14 protein-coding genes are annotated in these 18487 nt (G+C 45.1%); 11 read left to right on the top strand and 3 right to left on the bottom strand.

Translation table 11 applies throughout. The features are described from left to right. Positions 1 to 207, top strand: a 207-nt coding sequence (locus BM265_RS08575; protein ID WP_177219562.1) for a transposase, incomplete at its 5' end; no start/stop codon positions are given. A gap of 180 nt (positions 208 to 387) precedes the next feature. Here the strand turns inward: BM265_RS08575 and BM265_RS19555 are convergent. Further along, positions 388 to 2874 carry a dockerin type I domain-containing protein gene (locus BM265_RS19555; RefSeq protein ID WP_081358409.1) on the bottom strand — a complete coding sequence of 829 codons (2487 nt, stop codon included), beginning with the start codon at positions 2872 to 2874 and terminating at the stop codon, positions 388 to 390. A 637-nt stretch (positions 2875 to 3511) separates the two neighbouring features. On the opposite strand from BM265_RS19555, the gene BM265_RS08560 reads away from it, so the two are divergent. After that, the gene (locus BM265_RS08560; protein ID WP_074961157.1) at positions 3512 to 4153 is read left to right on the top strand and encodes a prepilin-type N-terminal cleavage/methylation domain-containing protein; all 642 of its coding nucleotides are present in this window, start codon (positions 3512 to 3514) and stop codon (positions 4151 to 4153) included. A gap of 394 nt (positions 4154 to 4547) precedes the next feature. On the opposite strand, the gene BM265_RS08555 is transcribed toward BM265_RS08560, so the two are convergent. Then, positions 4548 to 4796: a hypothetical protein gene (locus tag BM265_RS08555; RefSeq protein ID WP_074961156.1), complete on the bottom strand. Its 249-nt coding sequence runs from the start codon at positions 4794 to 4796 to the stop codon at positions 4548 to 4550. 69 nt (positions 4797 to 4865) lie between these two features. Continuing rightward, positions 4866 to 5378 carry a leucine-rich repeat domain-containing protein gene (locus BM265_RS19550; RefSeq protein WP_081358407.1) on the bottom strand — a complete coding sequence of 171 codons (513 nt, stop codon included), beginning with the start codon at positions 5376 to 5378 and terminating at the stop codon, positions 4866 to 4868. 177 nt (positions 5379 to 5555) lie between these two features. Here BM265_RS19550 and BM265_RS08545 point away from each other — a divergent pair, with 177 nt between their 5' ends. From BM265_RS08545 to BM265_RS08505, 9 genes are all read left to right on the top strand, one after another. Beyond that, entirely contained in the window at positions 5556 to 6947 is a 1392-nt protein-coding gene (locus BM265_RS08545) for a sensor domain-containing diguanylate cyclase (RefSeq protein ID WP_074961154.1), read from the top strand. A gap of 111 nt (positions 6948 to 7058) precedes the next feature. Then, a complete protein-coding gene (locus tag BM265_RS08540; RefSeq protein WP_074961153.1) occupies positions 7059 to 7898 on the top strand; it encodes a polysaccharide deacetylase family protein in 840 nt (279 codons plus the stop codon). 384 nt (positions 7899 to 8282) lie between these two features. Further along, positions 8283 to 10568, top strand: coding sequence for a YceG family protein (locus BM265_RS08535; protein ID WP_074961152.1), 2286 nt, complete (start codon positions 8283 to 8285; stop codon positions 10566 to 10568). A gap of 2 nt (positions 10569 to 10570) precedes the next feature. Then, a complete protein-coding gene (locus tag BM265_RS08530) occupies positions 10571 to 11758 on the top strand; it encodes a toxic anion resistance protein (RefSeq protein WP_074961151.1) in 1188 nt (395 codons plus the stop codon). 179 nt (positions 11759 to 11937) lie between these two features. Beyond that, positions 11938 to 12519, top strand: coding sequence for a TerD family protein (locus BM265_RS08525; protein ID WP_074831395.1), 582 nt, complete (start codon positions 11938 to 11940; stop codon positions 12517 to 12519). A 14-nt stretch (positions 12520 to 12533) separates the two neighbouring features. After that, positions 12534 to 13184: a TerD family protein gene (locus BM265_RS08520; RefSeq protein ID WP_074961150.1), complete on the top strand. Its 651-nt coding sequence runs from the start codon at positions 12534 to 12536 to the stop codon at positions 13182 to 13184. A gap of 120 nt (positions 13185 to 13304) precedes the next feature. Next, the gene (locus tag BM265_RS08515; protein ID WP_074961149.1) at positions 13305 to 16028 is read left to right on the top strand and encodes a calcium-translocating P-type ATPase, PMCA-type; all 2724 of its coding nucleotides are present in this window, start codon (positions 13305 to 13307) and stop codon (positions 16026 to 16028) included. Positions 16029 to 16177: 149 nt separating this feature from the next. After that, positions 16178 to 17428 carry a phosphoribosyltransferase domain-containing protein gene (locus tag BM265_RS08510; protein WP_081358406.1) on the top strand — a complete coding sequence of 417 codons (1251 nt, stop codon included), beginning with the start codon at positions 16178 to 16180 and terminating at the stop codon, positions 17426 to 17428. Between the two features lie 3 nt (positions 17429 to 17431). Beyond that, the gene (locus BM265_RS08505) at positions 17432 to 18487 is read left to right on the top strand and encodes a cysteine protease StiP family protein (RefSeq protein ID WP_074961148.1); all 1056 of its coding nucleotides are present in this window, start codon (positions 17432 to 17434) and stop codon (positions 18485 to 18487) included.

Genomic DNA, 18487 nt, shown 5'->3' with positions numbered 1-18487 from the left:
CTCAGAATGAACCGAAGCATACAGGCTGAAGGCGTATTCGGAGTGTTGAAACAGGATCATGGCTTCAGAAGATTCCTGTGCAGGGGCAAAAACAACATCAGAACTGAGTTCCTTTTGCTGGGACTTGCATACAACATAAAGAAGCTTTTTGCTAAGATCTCAGAAAACCGACTTGGAATTTCTCTTTTTGAACTGAAATCAGCATAAAACCAGCAGAACATTACACCCCCGAGTCCTCTTTTTTGAAGAGGGCTTGGGGGTGTGCGCACTGAAATAGCTTATTTCACCAGTAAATATGTTTTTTTACTCTGATGTTCGGATATGGTTAGGGGGTGCTGCGATTGCAACACCCCCTTGCTTTATTGCTGAAAAAAATCAGCCGGTTTATCACTTTAAAAGCTTTTTGCCCTTGACGTGTGCGGCTACCTTTGTAATATCGGTAACTGTTATTTTTCCATCCTTATTAACATCAGCACGGATGAACTCATCATTTTTCAGCAGCTTTTTGCCCTTGACATGAGCTGCTATCTTAGTGATATCTGTAACGTTGATCTTGCCGTCATTGTTGACGTCACCGAGTGAAGAACTGTTTTCATCGATGACTGCTTCAACACATTCTGCTTCTGTATCAAGAGTGTTTTTATCGCCCTTTACCTTGAACCATACAAAGTAAGTTCCCGCTTCTTTTCCATCGGGGATATCCTCGGAATATGCTTCATCATCGGGCGCCTGCTCCTCGCTGTCGCTGACAGCATATACGTAACGTCCGTCCTCGGAGGATCCTGCAAGGACAAGTGCCTGTTCCTCGCCGTTGAATTTAAGGTCTGCTATAGCTGTGGGCTTAGTGTCAAATTTGGCTTCTGCCTTTGCAATGCTTATCGTATTGCTTCCGCCTGCGGGAACAGGAATGTAGTTATCGGATACTACATAGAAATACACAGTGTATTCGCCCGCATCGGAGAATGTCAGATCTTCTGTGGTTCCTACGGTCTTATAATTATCCTTGGTGAGTTCTTCAGAAGCGTAATATACAACTGCATCTGAATCACCGATATCTACCGTGATACCATGTGCGGCTTCGTCGTATGTTCCGCTGTATCTCTCAGAAGTGACAGTCAGTTCTGCTTTGGAAACAGTAAAATCAACACTTGCCACCGCATCGCCGACCTTTACCTTTGCGGTGTAGTCGCCTGCATCAACAGGAGCGGCGGACAGCTTATTTTTGCCCTTGTAGTATTCTATGGTGTAATTATCGGGGAAAGCGGCTTTGTTATAGTCATCAGCGATATATGCTGACTTTTCTTTGCCGTCATAGGTAAGTGCTTCGGGGGCACATAGGGTAAGTGTCAGACCGTTTTTGGCATTGCATATGGAGTCAGCAGTGCATTCTGCGGTTATGGTGTTTTTATCAGCTGTGTATGACCATTCATGATCGTGGTCTTTCCACTTTGCGTAAAGTGTGGTATCCTTATCGAAAACCGTCTGTGCAGTTACGGGTACACCGCTGTATTCTTTGTTGTCATACCAGCCGTCAAAAACATAACCTGCCTGAACAGGGTCTCCTGGGAAAGCCTCACCCAGAGAATTACCCTGCCAGATGCCGTCATCGTCGAGCTGTTTGGTTATGGTCAGCGAAGCATACTTGTCATCGTCAGAACGCATAGCATCAAAGGATATAGTAACAACGTTATTATCGTTCAGTACCAATTTTGATCCCGAAGAATTTCTTCCCAGACCGCTGTAACCGAAATCAGGTGTAAAGTTGCTTTCGCCACAGCCCTCGATGGTCAGCTGTCCTGTGGCAATATCGGGAAGATGCAGGATCACATTACCGTCGCTCATGGCGATGGCTCCTCCTAAGCTTGCGTGGCAGTTCTCTATTTTGCCGCCAAGGACATAGTTCTCGGTATTTCCGTCAAAATTTATCGCACCTCCGCGGTAGTTTGCATAACAGTCGTGGATATATCCGCCGTACATATTTACAGTAGCGGCATCATCTCTCGAAGTTCCTGCTCTGTATGTGCAGCCGATAGCTCCGCCGTGGCCTGAAGCACAATTATAGATAGTTCCGCCATAAACGTTAAGATGAGCAAAGTTGTATGCGCCCAGTGCGCCGCCCCAGCCGCCGTTGGCATAGCAATCGTGTATAACTGATCCTGCTTTTACATTGACTGTTCCGCCGCCATGAGGTCTGGTATAATCAACTCTTACAGCACCGCCGTAGTTTGCAGATGTACCGCCGTCAGAACAGGTGGTATCAGTGGAATTGGTAGTCGATGAGTTGCGAAGCTCCAGTCCGTCACCGAGGTTCAGTACAGCGCCCTGAAATACATCTATCATAGCTCGTCCGCTGACACCTGAATTATGTGGAGATGTATTTGTTATACCATCTTCGCTCCATACTGCGCCTCCGTCGATTATGATATTGCGAAACTCAACTTCAACTGTATTTGTGGCAACATTGTTATATCCGTCGTCCTTACCGTTACCTTTTATGCCAAATACAGAGGTAAGGCTGCCGCTGTTAGCGCCTTCTGCGGCAGTACGCTTTATCGTAAATTTTTTACCTTCTGCACTTTCGATAGTAAGACTGCGGTCGATGACCAGCTGTAATGTGGTCACTGTCGATCTTTTTATTGTTTCACAGGGCACGTCAATATCCGCAGTGATTATAATGGTCGAAATGTTCTCGTTTTCAATTGCAGCCTTCAGTTCATCGTAATTTGAAACTTTTGCCGTGTTGACATCAGCCGCATAAGCTGTCAGCGATGTTCCTTCAAACATTTGAAAGCTGCCGCATATGGATGGTACAAAGCCTGCGGACATCGTTAATGCTATAACCGCCGCAGTTACATGTTTAAACGAAATATTCATTTCAGATCCTCCCTAAACGCATTAAAAATTGTATTTCAATGATTGATTAATATATTTAATAATATTCTATCACATTTATTTGAGAATGTCAATCGATTTTTGCTGATAAAGTGCCAATATCTCTTTTTATGGAGAAATATACTTTTCTGACTGTTGCTTATTCTCAAATGTGTACGTGATGGTAACAGGTTTCTATCGAAATTCCTTTAAACAGTTTATTTACTCATCAATTAATTTCGAAAATTATGTTTTCGCAAACTTAAACTGTTATTCTGAGAAAACCTAAAAATCTAAAAGTTGTATTAATAAATTATCATTTTGATACAATACATTGTTTGACAAAACAAAAACGTTTTTGAAATCACAAATCAAACGTTTTCGTGGGAATAAATGGTATTTACAGTACTAACATCAGTTGGGCACGACTTGCGTTCATGAAATTATAACAAAATTCCTATTGACAAAAGGTACAATTCGTGATATAGTTATTTACAGAAAACAAAATATTGTTTATTGAAATCAAGAAAAGATTTTCTATAATTCGAAAATGTTTCGTGGACATATTCATTGGGCGTGGCTGATGATATGTGGTCAAATATAGTTTTTAACTAAGACAATGATGATAAGGGTGGTTTATATGAAAAGAAATAATAACAATTTTCCGAACCGAAAGGGCTTTACACTGGTTGAACTTATCACAGTAATGGCAATTATTGCAACTTTAGCTGCAATAATCGTACCAAACCTGCTGAAGCTTATTGAAAAAGCAAACAATACCCGAGATGCTAATGAAGCAAAAGATATTGCAAAATTGATCATGGCTGAGGCTGCGATAGATGATGATATCAATCTATATAACCCATGGTCAACAAACCTGGATCCGGACGGCACGTCATCCTGGGGTTATATATATGTAGGTAAAGATGATGTAAGAACTTCATCAAAACAAATGATGCAGTTGCTGATCGACAATGGTTATGTAAAAGAAAATGCTGCTATAAGGAGACGAGGCGGAGATGTTCCCGGTGAAGGCGAGCAGCAGGTATATAAGAAAGATACAAATCTTCTTTGTCGTTCTAGTCATAACTGGGTAGCTTATGAGATTCATTTCAGAATAATGCCTGATGGTAATCTGGATATTTCATATTGTGCAACAAAAGCTAGTACAACTAATCTCGCAGATGCAGATGCAGATGAGAAAGCGACCAAATTATTCTGTCAGTTTACCGCAGGCCATACCGACGAATTCGCGATAGAACACGCTAACCATAACTACTGATATCTTTTCACGATAGTTTAATGCCAAATGATTTGTATGTGATGTTAGTCCATCATAAAATAGTTTTCCCAAACTTCCCCAAAAAACAGACCCTGCCAGTTCCGGCAGGGTCATGTTCATATATAATATTTATATTTGAACATCTTATCTGAGTTCTTGAAATCGGATTTTGAGCATATTAATCGTGGAGATAATCTTTGAGTCTTGTGACTTAAATCTGCGTTCACAATCAAAATCAAATCATGTGCAGAAAAAACAATTACAAAGAGCGAACCGAACATGATATTCGGTTCGCTCTCTTATACTGTAAAGTCTTTTTATGAAATGGTTATCTCCGGAGGTTCGTCCTGAATATGGATGATATCATATCTGCCGTTGATCTTGGCGGCAACAGCTACATGATAAGTGCCTTTAGAATATCAGGTGAGATGTAGGAAGTCTTGTCAGCAGGAATTGTAGTGACTATCTTCCATCTGTCGGTCTGGAATACTGCCACTGCATAGCTCTCAGCATCTTTATCGGCGTTCCAGGTAAGTTTGAATTTGCTTCTTTTTACTTCTGCTTTTTCCTTCAGATCATGAGGAGCATCGGGAGTAACGGTTACGGCATTTGAAAAATCCGGATCCCATTTGCCGTTGACCATACCAACAATTGCGACTTTGTAATATGTACCGTATTTGAGGTTTTTCAGTACCTAGTTGGGGGCGGGGAGTCACGGGAGTGGGTATGAATAAAAAACATCTGCGGAAACACTATCGAGAAGCTTACACTTACCGTTAACATAACCTGCTGTACCATAATGACTATTGCCTAACACATTTTCCCATTTGAACTTGACTGCACCGAGTTGCTTTTCGGAATGGGCAAAGCAATATACTTTGAAGTTTTCCTGTAATTTTTCATAAATTGCAGAGTCATCATAACAATACCCAATAGCATACCAGCCTATGAAGGAGACATTTTCAGGAATAGAAATAGAACTCATTGACGAACAGTTGAAGAATGCATCGCCTTGTATTTCGGTAACACTGTCGGGAATAGACACAGATGTGAGTTCTGAATTATTATAAAATGATAAACTGCCGATGATTTTGACGGTATCGGGAATGACAATATCTTCCGAAGCGGTACTGTTGTCTATAAGGATATTATTAACTATGACCAGAGGGTTTGCTTTTCTATGTTCATTTAGCCATTCGGTATTCTCGAAAGCATTACTGCCTATAGTTGATACACTTTACATAAAGCGAATAATGATATTAGTCAAATAACCGAACGCGTTGCGAACTGTTGAGTTAATTTAGATAACTCATGAAAAAATATCACAGTTTTTGTTGGCAACCCTTGAATTGTTTTGCGTTTTGTGCTATAATAAAACAAAAGTAATATGGGAGGTCGCACCATGGATCTTGATAGCATTCTTTCTGTTTATAAAAGTAAGACCTGTATTATTTCGGTCGAGAGATTTCCTGACGGAAAATACGGAAATATACGCATAGCTGCAGGAAACAAAGCCCACTGTGACGACATGATGAATGTTATGCACCGTCCGTTTATCCCGGATTCTCCTTATGCGGAGTATTTTCCTGAAAACAAGAATTTTGAGGATTTTTGCTGCCGCTGTGCTTTTACGGGACAGCCTCTTCATTCCTATGTCAGCCTTCCGCAGATGGGGCTGTGGCTGAATATGTTCCTGCTTCCACTTGAATCGGATAAGGAAAATATCGGATACTGCATATACTCATACGATGTTACGCCTGAAGTCGATGCCGAACAGAGGGCAACTCTTTCTGCTGATACATCTGCAGCGGTATTGAAGACCTGTATTAAACTTCACGGCGCTGATAACACAAGCCGTACATTTCAGGAAGTTATTGAGGATATCCGCGGTATATGCGATTCAAATTACTGTTGTATACTTCTCATTGATGAGGAAGAACGCAGATGCACGACTTTCTGTGAAGCCTTCAAGTACGATGCTCCGAAAAATTCCATAGACAATTACAACAACGATGCTTTTTATGATATTGTGGAAACATGGAAGGATACCATCGGTGACAGCACTTGTATCATAATCAAGGATAAAGAAGATATGGAATGGCTGAGGTCTATAAATCCTGTATGGCATAAATCGCTGACCGAGGCGGGTGCTAAAAGTATCGTTATGTTCCCGCTGAACCACAACGGAAAACTGCTGGGATATATGTTTGCTAGCGATTTCAATGTAGATAATACTGTTAAGATCAAAGAGACCCTTGAACTCAGCACATTCTTTATCGCTTCAGAGATAGATAACTTCCTGCTTCTGAAAAGGTTTGAAATACTCAGTTCGATGGATATGCTGACAGGCGTAAAGAACCGCAATGCTATGAATAATATCGTAGATGAGATAAAAAGCGGTAAGAAAACGATGGACGCTCCCTATGCGATCTTGTTTACTGATCTGAACGGTCTTAAAAAGGTGAACGACATCGAAGGACACAGTGCAGGAGACCAGCTTCTCCAAAAGGTGGCGGATGTACTTCAATGTGTATTTTTCGACAGTGAGATATACCGTGCAGGCGGAGACGAGTTCATGATACTTGTGGAGCGGGCTGATAAAGCTGAAATAGAATCAAGGCTTGAACGGCTGAGAAATTATTCAGAAAACGAAGATGAAGGTCATTTCGCTGTGGGCGTATGCTTTGTTGACGGAGATATGGACATCCTAAACGCTATGCGTATCGCAGATGAGCGTATGTATGACGACAAAAAAGAGTATTACCGCCGAAATCCCGAGCGAAAATACAGGTGAATAAAGGTTATATATTTAAATATAAAAGGTGTATGCTTCAAAATTTTTCCGTCCTCTTTTTATGTATGTATCCTCAGCTTTTGCAGATACTGTGAAAAAGGAGGAATGTGCATGAACAAGCTTATACTTGCAAGGCTGGCGGCGGTTTTCACCGCGGGTGTGCTGACTGCCTGCGGTGTAACAGGTAAGTCTGGCAAAAATGAGGATTTTCCTGAGACCACCACCGCCGAAGCTGAACCTGTGATGATGTCAGCTCAGGCGGCTAAGGATTATTCTGCGCTTTCGGCAGAAAAACAGGGCTACGGTCAAGGTGTTCAGGTGGACGAAAAGAACCGTACAACAGGCGCTCTGGATTTTAACCGCACATACGGAAAATTCAACGCAATAGCGCTGAATGAGGATACCGACAATATAACCCTCACCTTCGATCAGGGCTATGAAAACGGCTATACTTCGGGGATACTTGATACGCTGAAAGAGAAAAACGTCAAAGCGGTGTTTTTTCTGGTACAGGACTACGCCGAGCGGAATCCCGAGCTTGTGCGCCGCATGATAGATGAGGGTCATACCGTGGCGAACCATTCGGTGCACCACTACTCGATGCCGTCACTTACGCCTGAAACCGCCCGCAGCGAGATAATGGGTATGCATGAGTATATGCAGAAAAATTTCGGTGTTGAAATGAACCTGTTCCGTCCGCCTATGGGTGAGTTTTCCGAACAGTCCCTGGCGGTGACATCGGACTGCGGCTACCGGACGATGCTGTGGAGTTTTGCCTACGCTGACTGGGATACAGACGATCAGCCGGAACCCGCAGAGTCCCTTGAAAAGCTGAAAAATGCCGCTCACCCCGGTGCGATATATCTGCTCCATTCTGTGTCAGCAACAAACGCAAAGATACTCCCCGAACTTATAGATTCTATCCGTGCAGAGGGCTTTGAATTTAACTAAATTAACCATAACGGCACTTTTGTTAGAAAGGCAGAAGTGCTGTTTTTGTGTCAAGAAAAACCATCGCCAAAGGCGATAACTTTATTATTCATTTTTCGTTATTCACTATTCATTATTCATTGAGCAAAGCGATACCGTTTCTGTCGATTTTCACAATATCATCATATTCACTTTGGGTGAAATGACTAACAATTATCGAGCCGATATATCTAAATTAACGAATCGAAGTCAAAACTATTAATAACTCTTGACTTTTATTTGCTGAATGAGGTATAATAGATAAGGAAAATAATACCTTAATAACGGTATTATCCAAAAGAAAAAATGCTCCGCCAAAAACCGCCGAAAAAGGCTTGTTTTGCGGATAAATAAGGGTATGTCTGAATGTTTGAACATAAGAGATTGGTCGGTCTTGATGACTACTTCAAGGAACTTAGCGCAAGACACGAAAAAGGAGTTTATTTTTACCGCGTCTGCGGATATAACGAGCAGGTAGCGGAATTTCTGAAAAAATACTACGAAGCCGCACGGACAAGCGGTGTCATCATAGAGGGCAGGATACCGAATCCCGATAATAAGAACCTTGCCTATTTCGAAGAAATGATGGGCATGGATTTCAAGATGGATCTGAATTTCCTGACAATGAAGCTGAAAAAATGGCTTCCCCGAATGAGTGATTATCAGCGTGGTGCCGTGGCAGGTTCTATTTATAATACCATGAATGATCTTCGCAGTCAGGGCAAAAATGATAATATGCTCAAAAACTGCTATATCAAATTCATGTGCTGGCTTTACTATAAGTTTGAGCGAGTGACAGCTCAGCTGGGCGAGAGCAAAGTACCGAAAATACTCTATGAGGGCGATATCAGCAACTACGAACTTCTGCTGATAACCGTGCTTTCAAATGCAGGGTGTGATGTGGTGCTTTTGCAGTATAACGGCGATGATGAGTATCTGAAACTCGACCCCATGTCGAAAACATCATATAAGCTTGATATCGCATGTCTGGGTGCTTTCCCCGATGGTTTCAGCCTTAAGGGTATGCGCCAGATGCAGCAGGCTGAGGCTAACAGGCAGAGGCTCTACGGACCAGAGCCGAGATTCACCAACTGCACCAACGCGTGGATGAGCGGCGAAGAAGAACATATCGCCGATTTCAAAAAGCCAGCCACTGAGAGAGGTACTGACCCAAAGATGTTCTATAACATCTTTACGCGGATAAACGGCGTTTGGGATAAGCTGACCTACCTCAACGACCTTTACCAGATGCAGCTTGAACTTAAAAAGAGCGGCAGACAGGTTGTGGTGATAGACGAGGGTATACCTCTCCCCACACCGGATGAGATAAACGGCGTTCCGAGAAAATACTATAACCAGCCCGAGCAGATGATATCCGACCTTGCGCTGCAGATACGCTACGGCAACAATATCGAACTGCAAAGGGTGATGGTGAAAAGCTTCGTTGATACCATGCTGGGCGAATGCGCTGCCGATAACAGCAACCTCAACAGGCTGACAAATAAAGCGGTATATATCATATGCTGGCTGAAACGTTATATGACACAGCTTTTCGCCAACTGGCGTATGCCCGAGCTAGCCTGCTTTATACTGATGGGTGGCTGTAAGAATGAGCATGAAGCTATGTTTCTGAGATTTCTGGCAAGGCTGCCTGTGGACGTATTGATACTCGTCCCTGACCTGAATGCAGATAAGTGCTGCCTTACAGATAAACTTCTGTTTGAGCAGAACTGTGCCGAGACTCTCGATGCGAAGAAATTCCCGTCAGAGACCACACAGATACAGATGGGCACCCTTGCTTACCATGCTGAGCGTGAGCTCGATTCACTGATGTATCAGGATTCGGGCATCTACCGCAACAGGCAGTATTCAAAGGCAAATGCCCTGACATTAAAGACGATGTACGAGGAGATAGCTCTGCTGTGGAAAGAGGAGCTTAAATACCGCCCGAATTTCAGCACCGTCGAGGACGTTGTGAATATGCCTGTCATCTTCGCAAAGGTATCCGGCGTTAAGGACGGTGACCTTGAGCAGTACTGGGGCAGCATAAAACAGCTGCTTACTCCCGATACGTTCCTGATAACTCAGGCGCCTTATATAAGCACTGACAGTTATAACGAAATGAAGAGCTACAGCACAGAGTTCCTGAAAAGAGGTATGCTGCAAAGGCGTGTCATAAAGAACCACCCAAGCTACCGCTACGGATTCCTGCGTGATGAGATTCAGGATCATATGCTGGATAAGTTACAGCTCCTCATCGACAGCCGTATGATAAAGGGCACTTTTGAAAACGGCACCGAGTATACGATAGTCGCGACCATAATGAACCTTAATATGGATATGGTCAGAAAGATACAGAGCTTTGATTTCACAAAGTCTAACCCCAAGCTGGTATACATCAATCCGGGTGAGAGGATGATATCGCTGGAGGATTCAATCATAATCGCATTCCTGAATCTTATAGGCTTCGATATAGTTTTCTTCGTGCCCACAGGATATCAGAGCGTTGAGAAATTCTTCAACACAACTGTGATGGAGGAACATCAGATAGGGCAGTACGTCTATGACCTTAACGTGCCCGATCTGAGAAGATTTGTAGTTAAAAAACAGCCAACTTCATGGCGAGAAAGAATATTTAAGAGAGGTAAATAACTATGGGACTTGATTTCACAAAGGCTGCACCCCAGCCTGCACCCGCAGCAGCACCGACAACAGACGCAATGCCTACAATGGCAGCAACTCCTGTACAGCAGGAGACAGAGCTTTCAGTGGTAGAAAAGTATGATATCGTTGCAGACAGAGAAAAGATGACCACCGAACTCGTAAATTCACCTGAGGTAGATGCTCTTGTTAGCACTATCGAACTGGATAACCTTGATTCTATCGTATCTTTCGGCGCAGAGGCTGCCGATGAGATAGCAAAGGCTTCCGACCAGGTGCTCAACAGCATGAATATGTCGCAGATAGATGAGACCAGCAAGCTGATGCAGGTCCTGGCAAACATTATGTCGAAGTTCGATGCTGACGAGATAAAGGATGATCCTTCCTTCTTCAAGAAGTTCTTCAACAACGCAAGAAAGCAGCTGGATAAGATACTCGCAAAGTATCACACTATGGGCGATGAAGTAGATAAGATCTACGTTCAGCTGAGAAAATACGAGGACGAGATCAAGCAGTCCAACAGAAAGCTGAACACTATGTTCGACGCTAATGTCAACTTCTATCATGATCTTGTAAAGTATATCCTCGCAGGCGAGCAGGGCTGCCGCGAGCTGGAAGCTTACATAGCACAGAAGCAGGATGAGCTTGAAAAGACAGGCGATAATTCCATACAGTTCGAGCTGCAGTCCCTCAATCAGGCACTGATGATGCTGGAGCAGAGAGTACAGGATCTGAGAACAGCCGAGAACGTTGCTATGCAGTCCATTCCTATGCTGAAGACAATGGAGTTCTCCAACTACAACCTTGTAAGAAAGATCAACTCCGCATTCATCATTACCCTGCCTATATTCAAGCAGGCACTGGCTCAGGCTATACTGCTGAAGAGACAGAAGATACAGGCTGAATCAATGGCAGCACTCGATCAGAAGACCAACGAGATGCTGATAAAGAATGCTCACAATACTGTTGAGCAGTCCAAGATGACCGCAAGACTTGCTTCGGGCAGCTCGATACAGATCGAGACCCTTGAGACTACATGGAAGACCATCATGAACGGTATCGAGGAGACCAGAGGCATCGAGGCTGAGGCAAGAAAGAAGCGTCAGGAAGACAAGGTCAGACTTGAAGCCATCAAAGAGGACTTCAAGGCTCACTACGACGTTCCCGACAAGAGGAAGTAAACCGCTTATCATGTATGCTATCTGTAATTTGCAACTGTCCGTTGCGGAAGTTCCAACTTTCGTAGCTGGACAAGCAGGTAAAAATCTGGTATAATGCAATTACAGAAAGATAAAGGGGCTAAGCCCCATACCAAAAGAAAGGCACAAAGCCAAAATGTATTTATGAGGAGGACAATATTATGCCTATCAATCTTAGCAAGGGACAGAAAGTTAGCTTGACAAAGGGAAATCCCGGACTGAAAAATATCATGATCGGTCTTGGCTGGGACGTTAATGCGTTCGATTCAGGTGCAGATTTCGACCTGGATGCAGCCTGCTTCATGGCAGATGACAGCGGAAGATGCCCTTCCGAAAAGGAATTCATCTTCTACGGCAACCTGGAGCACTCAAGCGGCGCTGTTAAACATATGGGTGATAACCTGACAGGCGGCGGAGACGGCGATGATGAGCAGATCATGATCGACCTGAGCTTGATGCCTGCAAACATCTCCAAGATCGCATTCACAGTTACTATATACGATGCTGACAACAGAAGACAGAACTTCGGTCAGGTATCCAACTCCTTCATCCGTGTTGTTGATCAGGCAACAGGCGAGGAGATCGTAAGATACGACCTCGGTGAGGACTTCTCCATCGAGACAGCTATCGTTGTTGGCGAGCTTTACAGAAATAACGGCGAGTGGAAGTTCAACGCTATCGGCAGCGGCTTCCAGGGCGGTCTGGCTGCACTTTGCGGTCACTACGGCATCGACGCTGAATAAGGAGCGACCTGATAATGTCTATTAATCTTCAAAAAGGACAAAAAGTCAGCCTTTCCAAGGAAAGTGCCGGACTTTCAAAAGTAATAGTTGGTCTGGGCTGGGACGAGGCTGCGCCCGCTCCCGCACCGCAGAAGCAGGGCGGATTCTTCTCTAACCTCTTCGGCGGCAATACCTCAGGAGGTATGCAGAGTGTTGGCGGCGATACCATCGACTGCGACGCATCGGCATTCGTTCTACAGGGCGGAAAGCTCACCAACAAGAACGATATCATCTATTACGGCAATCTGCGCCACGCTACAGGTTCTGTAGTCCACATGGGCGATAACCTGACAGGTGCGGGCGACGGCGATGATGAGCAGATCGTAGTTGATCTTTCTCAGGTACCGCCTCAGTATGACAGGATAGTCATTACTGTAAATATCTACCACGCACTGCAGAAGAACCAGCATTTCGGCATGATCAGAAATGCATTCATCAGGCTGGTAGATGGCAGGAATAACAATGAGATATGCAGGTACAATCTTACCGAAAGTTATCCCGGCATAACAGCTATGGTATTCGGCGAGATATACAGACACGGCAATGAATGGAAGTTCAATGCAATCGGTCAGGGTACCAACGACGGCAGTATCGCTGATCTTGCCAAGAGATACGCGGGTATGTGATACCCCATTCAAATTGAGAAAAACAGGAGAACTGCGGCGCTGCCGTGGTTTCTCCTTATTTTCTGACAATTATTTCTAACGTTTTCGTTGGAAAAAAGCTGTAAGGGAGTTTATTGAACTATGGATTTAAAAGGTTTGACCTCACAGCAGGTCGAAGAATCTCGCGCGAAAAACGGCTCAAACGCCATCCCCGAGGCAGAGCCCACCACGTTTCTGAAAGAGTTCCTTGAAACCTTCGGAGACCCGATGATAAAGATACTCCTTGCTATCGCAGCACTGATGATAGTAATGGCAATCGCGGGACTTGCCGAGCCATATGAGCCTATCGGTACGATAGTTGCCGTTCTGATAGTTGCATTCGTTTCGGCAAAAACAAACGTGGCAAGTGACCAGAAGTATATCGAACTGAAAGAAAGTGCCGAGAAAGATAAGTGTAAGGCTATCCGTGACGGTGCTACAAACGTTATCGAAGTCGATGACGTTGTTACAGGCGACCTGATACTTCTCCAGTCGGGTGATAAGATACCTGCGGACGGTGTTCTGGTACACGGTAACATCAAGGTGGATAACTCCGCACTTAACGGTGAGGCTGAAGAATGTAAGAAGACCGCAGCTGAGCCCGGTTTTGAAATGCCCACTGATATCACAGGTGATACTTTCGTTGATGAACACTCTCTGTTCAGAGGTGCTGTTTGTATCGACGGCGAAGGCTACCTCGATGTAAGACAGGTCGGTCTGAAGACCATGATGGGTAAGATGGCAGAGGAGATGAACGAGGAAGAACCTGATTCACCTCTGAAAGTCAAGCTGGCTAAGCTGGCAAATCAGATATCCGTTTTCGGATATGTTTCCGCTATCATAATCGCTATCGTTTACTTTATTTACTTCGTTATCAAAGCAGGAGGTCCTGCAGAGTTCTTCTCACAGGACATTTCCACTATCGTCAAGAAGATCGTTGATGGTGTATCCATCGCTATACTGATCGTTGTCTGTGCAGTCCCCGAGGGTCTGCCTCTGATGATATCCCTGGTTCTTATGCAGAATACCAGCAAGATGCTGGATCACAACGTACTTGTTCGTAAGGCTGTCGGTATCGAGACCGCAGGTTCTCTGAACGTTCTGTTCTCCGATAAGACAGGTACCATCACCAAGGGTAAGCTTGAAGTTGTTGAGTTCTTCACAGCTGACGGCGAAGTTATCCCTAATGATAAGCTTGCAGGCTGCAAGAAGGTCAAGGAACTGCTGGATATATCCATCGGTAAGAACACACAGTCACTGTTCGACGGCAACCACAATGTAATCGGCGGTAACTTTACAGATCAGGCGCTGATGCACTTCATCGGCGAGGCTGATTTCAATGCACTGAAAGACAATAAGGAATATGAAGTTACCACATATCAGGGCTTCAATTCTGCTAACAAGTTCAGCCAGTCGAGAATAGATAATCTGGGCAAGACCTTCTACAAGGGCGCTCCCGAAAGACTTCTCGCAAAGGCAACAAAGTATCTTGATGCTGACGGCAATATCAAGGATATCGATATGGCAAAGCTGAACGAAAAGATAGACGCACTTGCAAACAAGGCAATGCGTGTGCTCAGTTTCGGTTATTCCGAGAAGCCCATGGTCGAGAATGAGATCAATGATGACGTTGTAATCATCGGTCTCGTTGGTATTCGTGACGATGTTCGTCCCGAGGCAAAGGAAGCTATCAAGGAAGTTCAGGACGCAGGTATCCAGGTCGTTATGATAACAGGTGACCGTCTTGAAACTGCTAAGGCTATAGCTAAGGACGCAGGTCTTATCAAGAGCGATAAAGACATCGCACTCTCTTCTGCCGAACTCAATAAGATGAGCGACGAAGAGGTAAAGAAGATCGTAAAGGATATCCGCGTTATCGCAAGAGCACTGCCAACCGATAAGTCCAGAATGGTAAGACTCTGCCAGGAAATGAACCTGGTTGTAGGTATGACAGGTGACGGCGTAAACGACAGCCCTGCACTTAAAAAGGCTGATGTCGGCTTTGCAATGGGCAGCGGTACCGAAGCTGCTAAGGAAGCAGGCGAGATCGTTATCCTCGACGATAACTTCAAGTCCATAAAGGATGCTATCCTCTACGGCAGAACTATCTACCGCAATATCCTTAAGTTCTGTAAGTTCCAGCTGGTAATCAACGTTGCAGCTGTACTTGTATCCGCATTCGGACCTTTCTTCGGCATCGAAGAACCTCTGAAAGTTACACACCTGCTGTTTGTTAACCTCGTTATGGACGGTCTGGGCGCTATCATGCTGGGTAATGAGCCCGCACTTGAAAAGTATATGCACGAGAAGCCCAGAAGAAGAGACGAGAGCATCATCAGCAAGCCTATGGCTGTACAGATCGGCGTTATGGGCGCATGGCTGACTATCATGAGCTTCCTGTTCTTCCTGTTACCTGCTGCTGGCAACAGTGTCGGCGACGTTATGAAGGATCTCTCAAAGGGTCTGCTCTGCCAGAATTTCTTTGATGGTGATGTTGATAAGCTGAAAACAGGCTATTTCGTACTGTTTATCGTCAGCGCACTTGCAAACGGCTTCAATGTAAGAGACGAGAAGTTCGGTATCTTCAAGGGTCTGAACCTGAACCCCGGTTTCCTGAGAGTTATGTGCGCTATCATCGCTGTTCAGGCAGTTATCGTAAACTGCGGTCTTATCCCCCTGGCACCTTTCCAGTGGCTGGGTAAGATGTTCAGCTGCGTACCTTTCGGCATCACAGGCTGGGTAGTAGTAGTCCTCATGGCTATTACTATGATACCTGTTGATCTTATCAGAAAGTCAGTTTCGGGCTCCGGCAATACTGCTGAATAAGCAATAACCATATCAACTGTACACGGCTCACACGCTTTTGTGCGAGCCGTGTTTACAGTAATGGTATCGGGTGCTTTTTATAATGCTCACGGTCTTACGCGGGCATTTTAAAAGGCATAAAACGAATCAAACATAAAGGAGAAAGCAATATGAAAAACAAGCTCACATCAGAGAATAGAAACAGCTTTGAAAGTGAACTGACCTGTGTCATCAAGGGCAGCTCGGTGATGAACGTATCAGTGGCTGAGGATTGCGAACCTCTCAGAGAATACACCCTCCCTCAGCTGATGCACCTTGCAAAGCGCTTCCATAACACCAAGCGCACCTATCTTCTGGTAGACCCACTGCAGGGCAAGCATATCCCCGTAAGCCCCAATGACTGCCTCACCATGCTGCGCACCCTGGGCGCAAAGCTGAAGAGGGAATTCCCACATACAAAGCTGGTAGTCGGCTTTGCTGAAACTGCAACTGCCATCGGCGCAGCTGTTGCAGAGTATATGGGCAGTGACTGTGTCTATATCCAGACCACCCGTGAGGAAGTTCCTGAGGTCAGCAAATGGATAGAGTTTCAGGAAGAACACAGTCACGCCACCGAGCAGAAGCTCTCTGCTGACGGCTTTGCTGCCGCCCTCGACAATACAGAAACCGTCATATTCGTGGACGATGAGTTTTCAACAGGCAAGACCCTTGTGAACATGATAGAACAGCTCAGGGACGAATTTCCGCAGCTGTGCGATAAGCAGATAGTGGCTGCTTCCATCATCGACCGCATGAGCGAGGAAAACGTCCGCAGACTTGAAATGCACGGCATGATATGCCGTCAGCTATTGAAGATAGACAACGTGGATTATACCGAGACAGTCAACAAGTTTGATATCCGCGGCGCTTCCGACCTGCCCGGCGCAGATAACAGCGATGACATGATAAAGGCGGCTTATCTGCTGAAAGAGGACGGCGACACTTCACCAAGAACAGGTGTCGTGATAGGGGAGTACATCGACAACATCCTCACTCGTCATGAAATGATAAATTCAGCCGACAGCACAATGATACCCTCGGGCAGGGATATTGCCGTTATCGGCACCGAGGAGTGTATGTATGCGGGACTTATCATAGCCGAAAAGCTTGAAAACAGCGGCGCTTACAACAGCGTAAAATTCCATGCCACCACCCGAAGCCCCATAGGTATCTGCGAAAGCGAGGGCTATCCCATATTCAACGGTTATAAACTGCAAAGCCTCTACGAAAAGGGCAGGCAGACTTTCCTGTACGACCTTGCAAAGTACGATTCAGTACTCATCGTGACAGATTCCGCCCCAGAGAATATGGAAGCTGTAAACGAACTTGGTTCGCTATTCAGGCATTACGGCTGCAAAGAGATCATCGTAGAAAGGATATAGCTGATGTTCGGTTCCTATAAAAATGAAGATGTAACGATACTGCTGAAAGATATCACAGGTCAGGTAAAGCCCCAGAGCACCGAGGAAAGAGAAAAGCTCATACAGGGCGGCAGGCACTACTGTGAGATGCTGCCCATCGAGTATGAACCCTCGGAGCAGTACATGAAGTCTTTTTACACGGCACTTGATATGTACAGCGGCATCACCGCCGAAGCCGTTGGCAGGCTCGGTCAGCTGATATACAAAGACAAAGGCGAGAATGCAGTTCTTGTATCTCTGGCGAGAGCAGGCACTTCCATCGGCGTACTGCTGAAACACTATATGGACAGAAAGTACGGCATAAATACTGCTCACTACACCATCTCCATTATCCGCGGCAGAGGTATCGACCAAAATGCCATGGACAATATCCTTGCAAGGCACAGACCTCAGGATATCCAGTTCATTGATGGCTGGACAGGCAAGGGCGCTATCACCCGCCAGCTTGAAGAAGCTATGAAAGATTATCCGCAGGTGAGTGCAGGTCTAGGTGTGCTTTCAGACCCGGCCTTTATCTCCGAAAAATGCGGCACTCACGATGATTTTCTCATCGCCAGCAGCTGTCTGAATTCAACAGTTTCGGGACTTTTGAGCAGAACTTTTCTGAGAAGCGATATCATAGGTGAAAAGGATTTCCACGGCGCAGTCTTCTACAAAGAACTGGCCCACAAGGACCTCACCTATAAATTTATAAACACCGTGGAGGAGCATTTCAGCTTTGAGGACTACGACCTCACCGACAATGCCGCCGACACAGCAGAAAACACCATGGAGGAGGTAAAAAGCATCTGCCGCGATTTCGGTATCGCAGATATAAATCTGGTCAAGCCCAGCATTGGCGAAGCCACAAGAGTGCTTCTGCGCAGAATGCCGTGGAAAATGCTGGTACACAGCCTTGATGATAATGAGCATCTCGGTCATCTGTATCAGCTTGCCGAGGAAAAGGGCTGTGAGCTTGTGGAGTACCCGCTGAAACACTACCGTGCCTGCGGGCTTATCAAGGCGATGGCGGATAACTGA

The organism is Hominimerdicola alba (genome assembly GCF_900112155.1).
Classification (GTDB): domain Bacteria; phylum Bacillota; class Clostridia; order Oscillospirales; family Ruminococcaceae; genus Hominimerdicola; species Hominimerdicola alba_D.
This window is presented reverse-complemented; position numbering and strand designations above follow the sequence as displayed.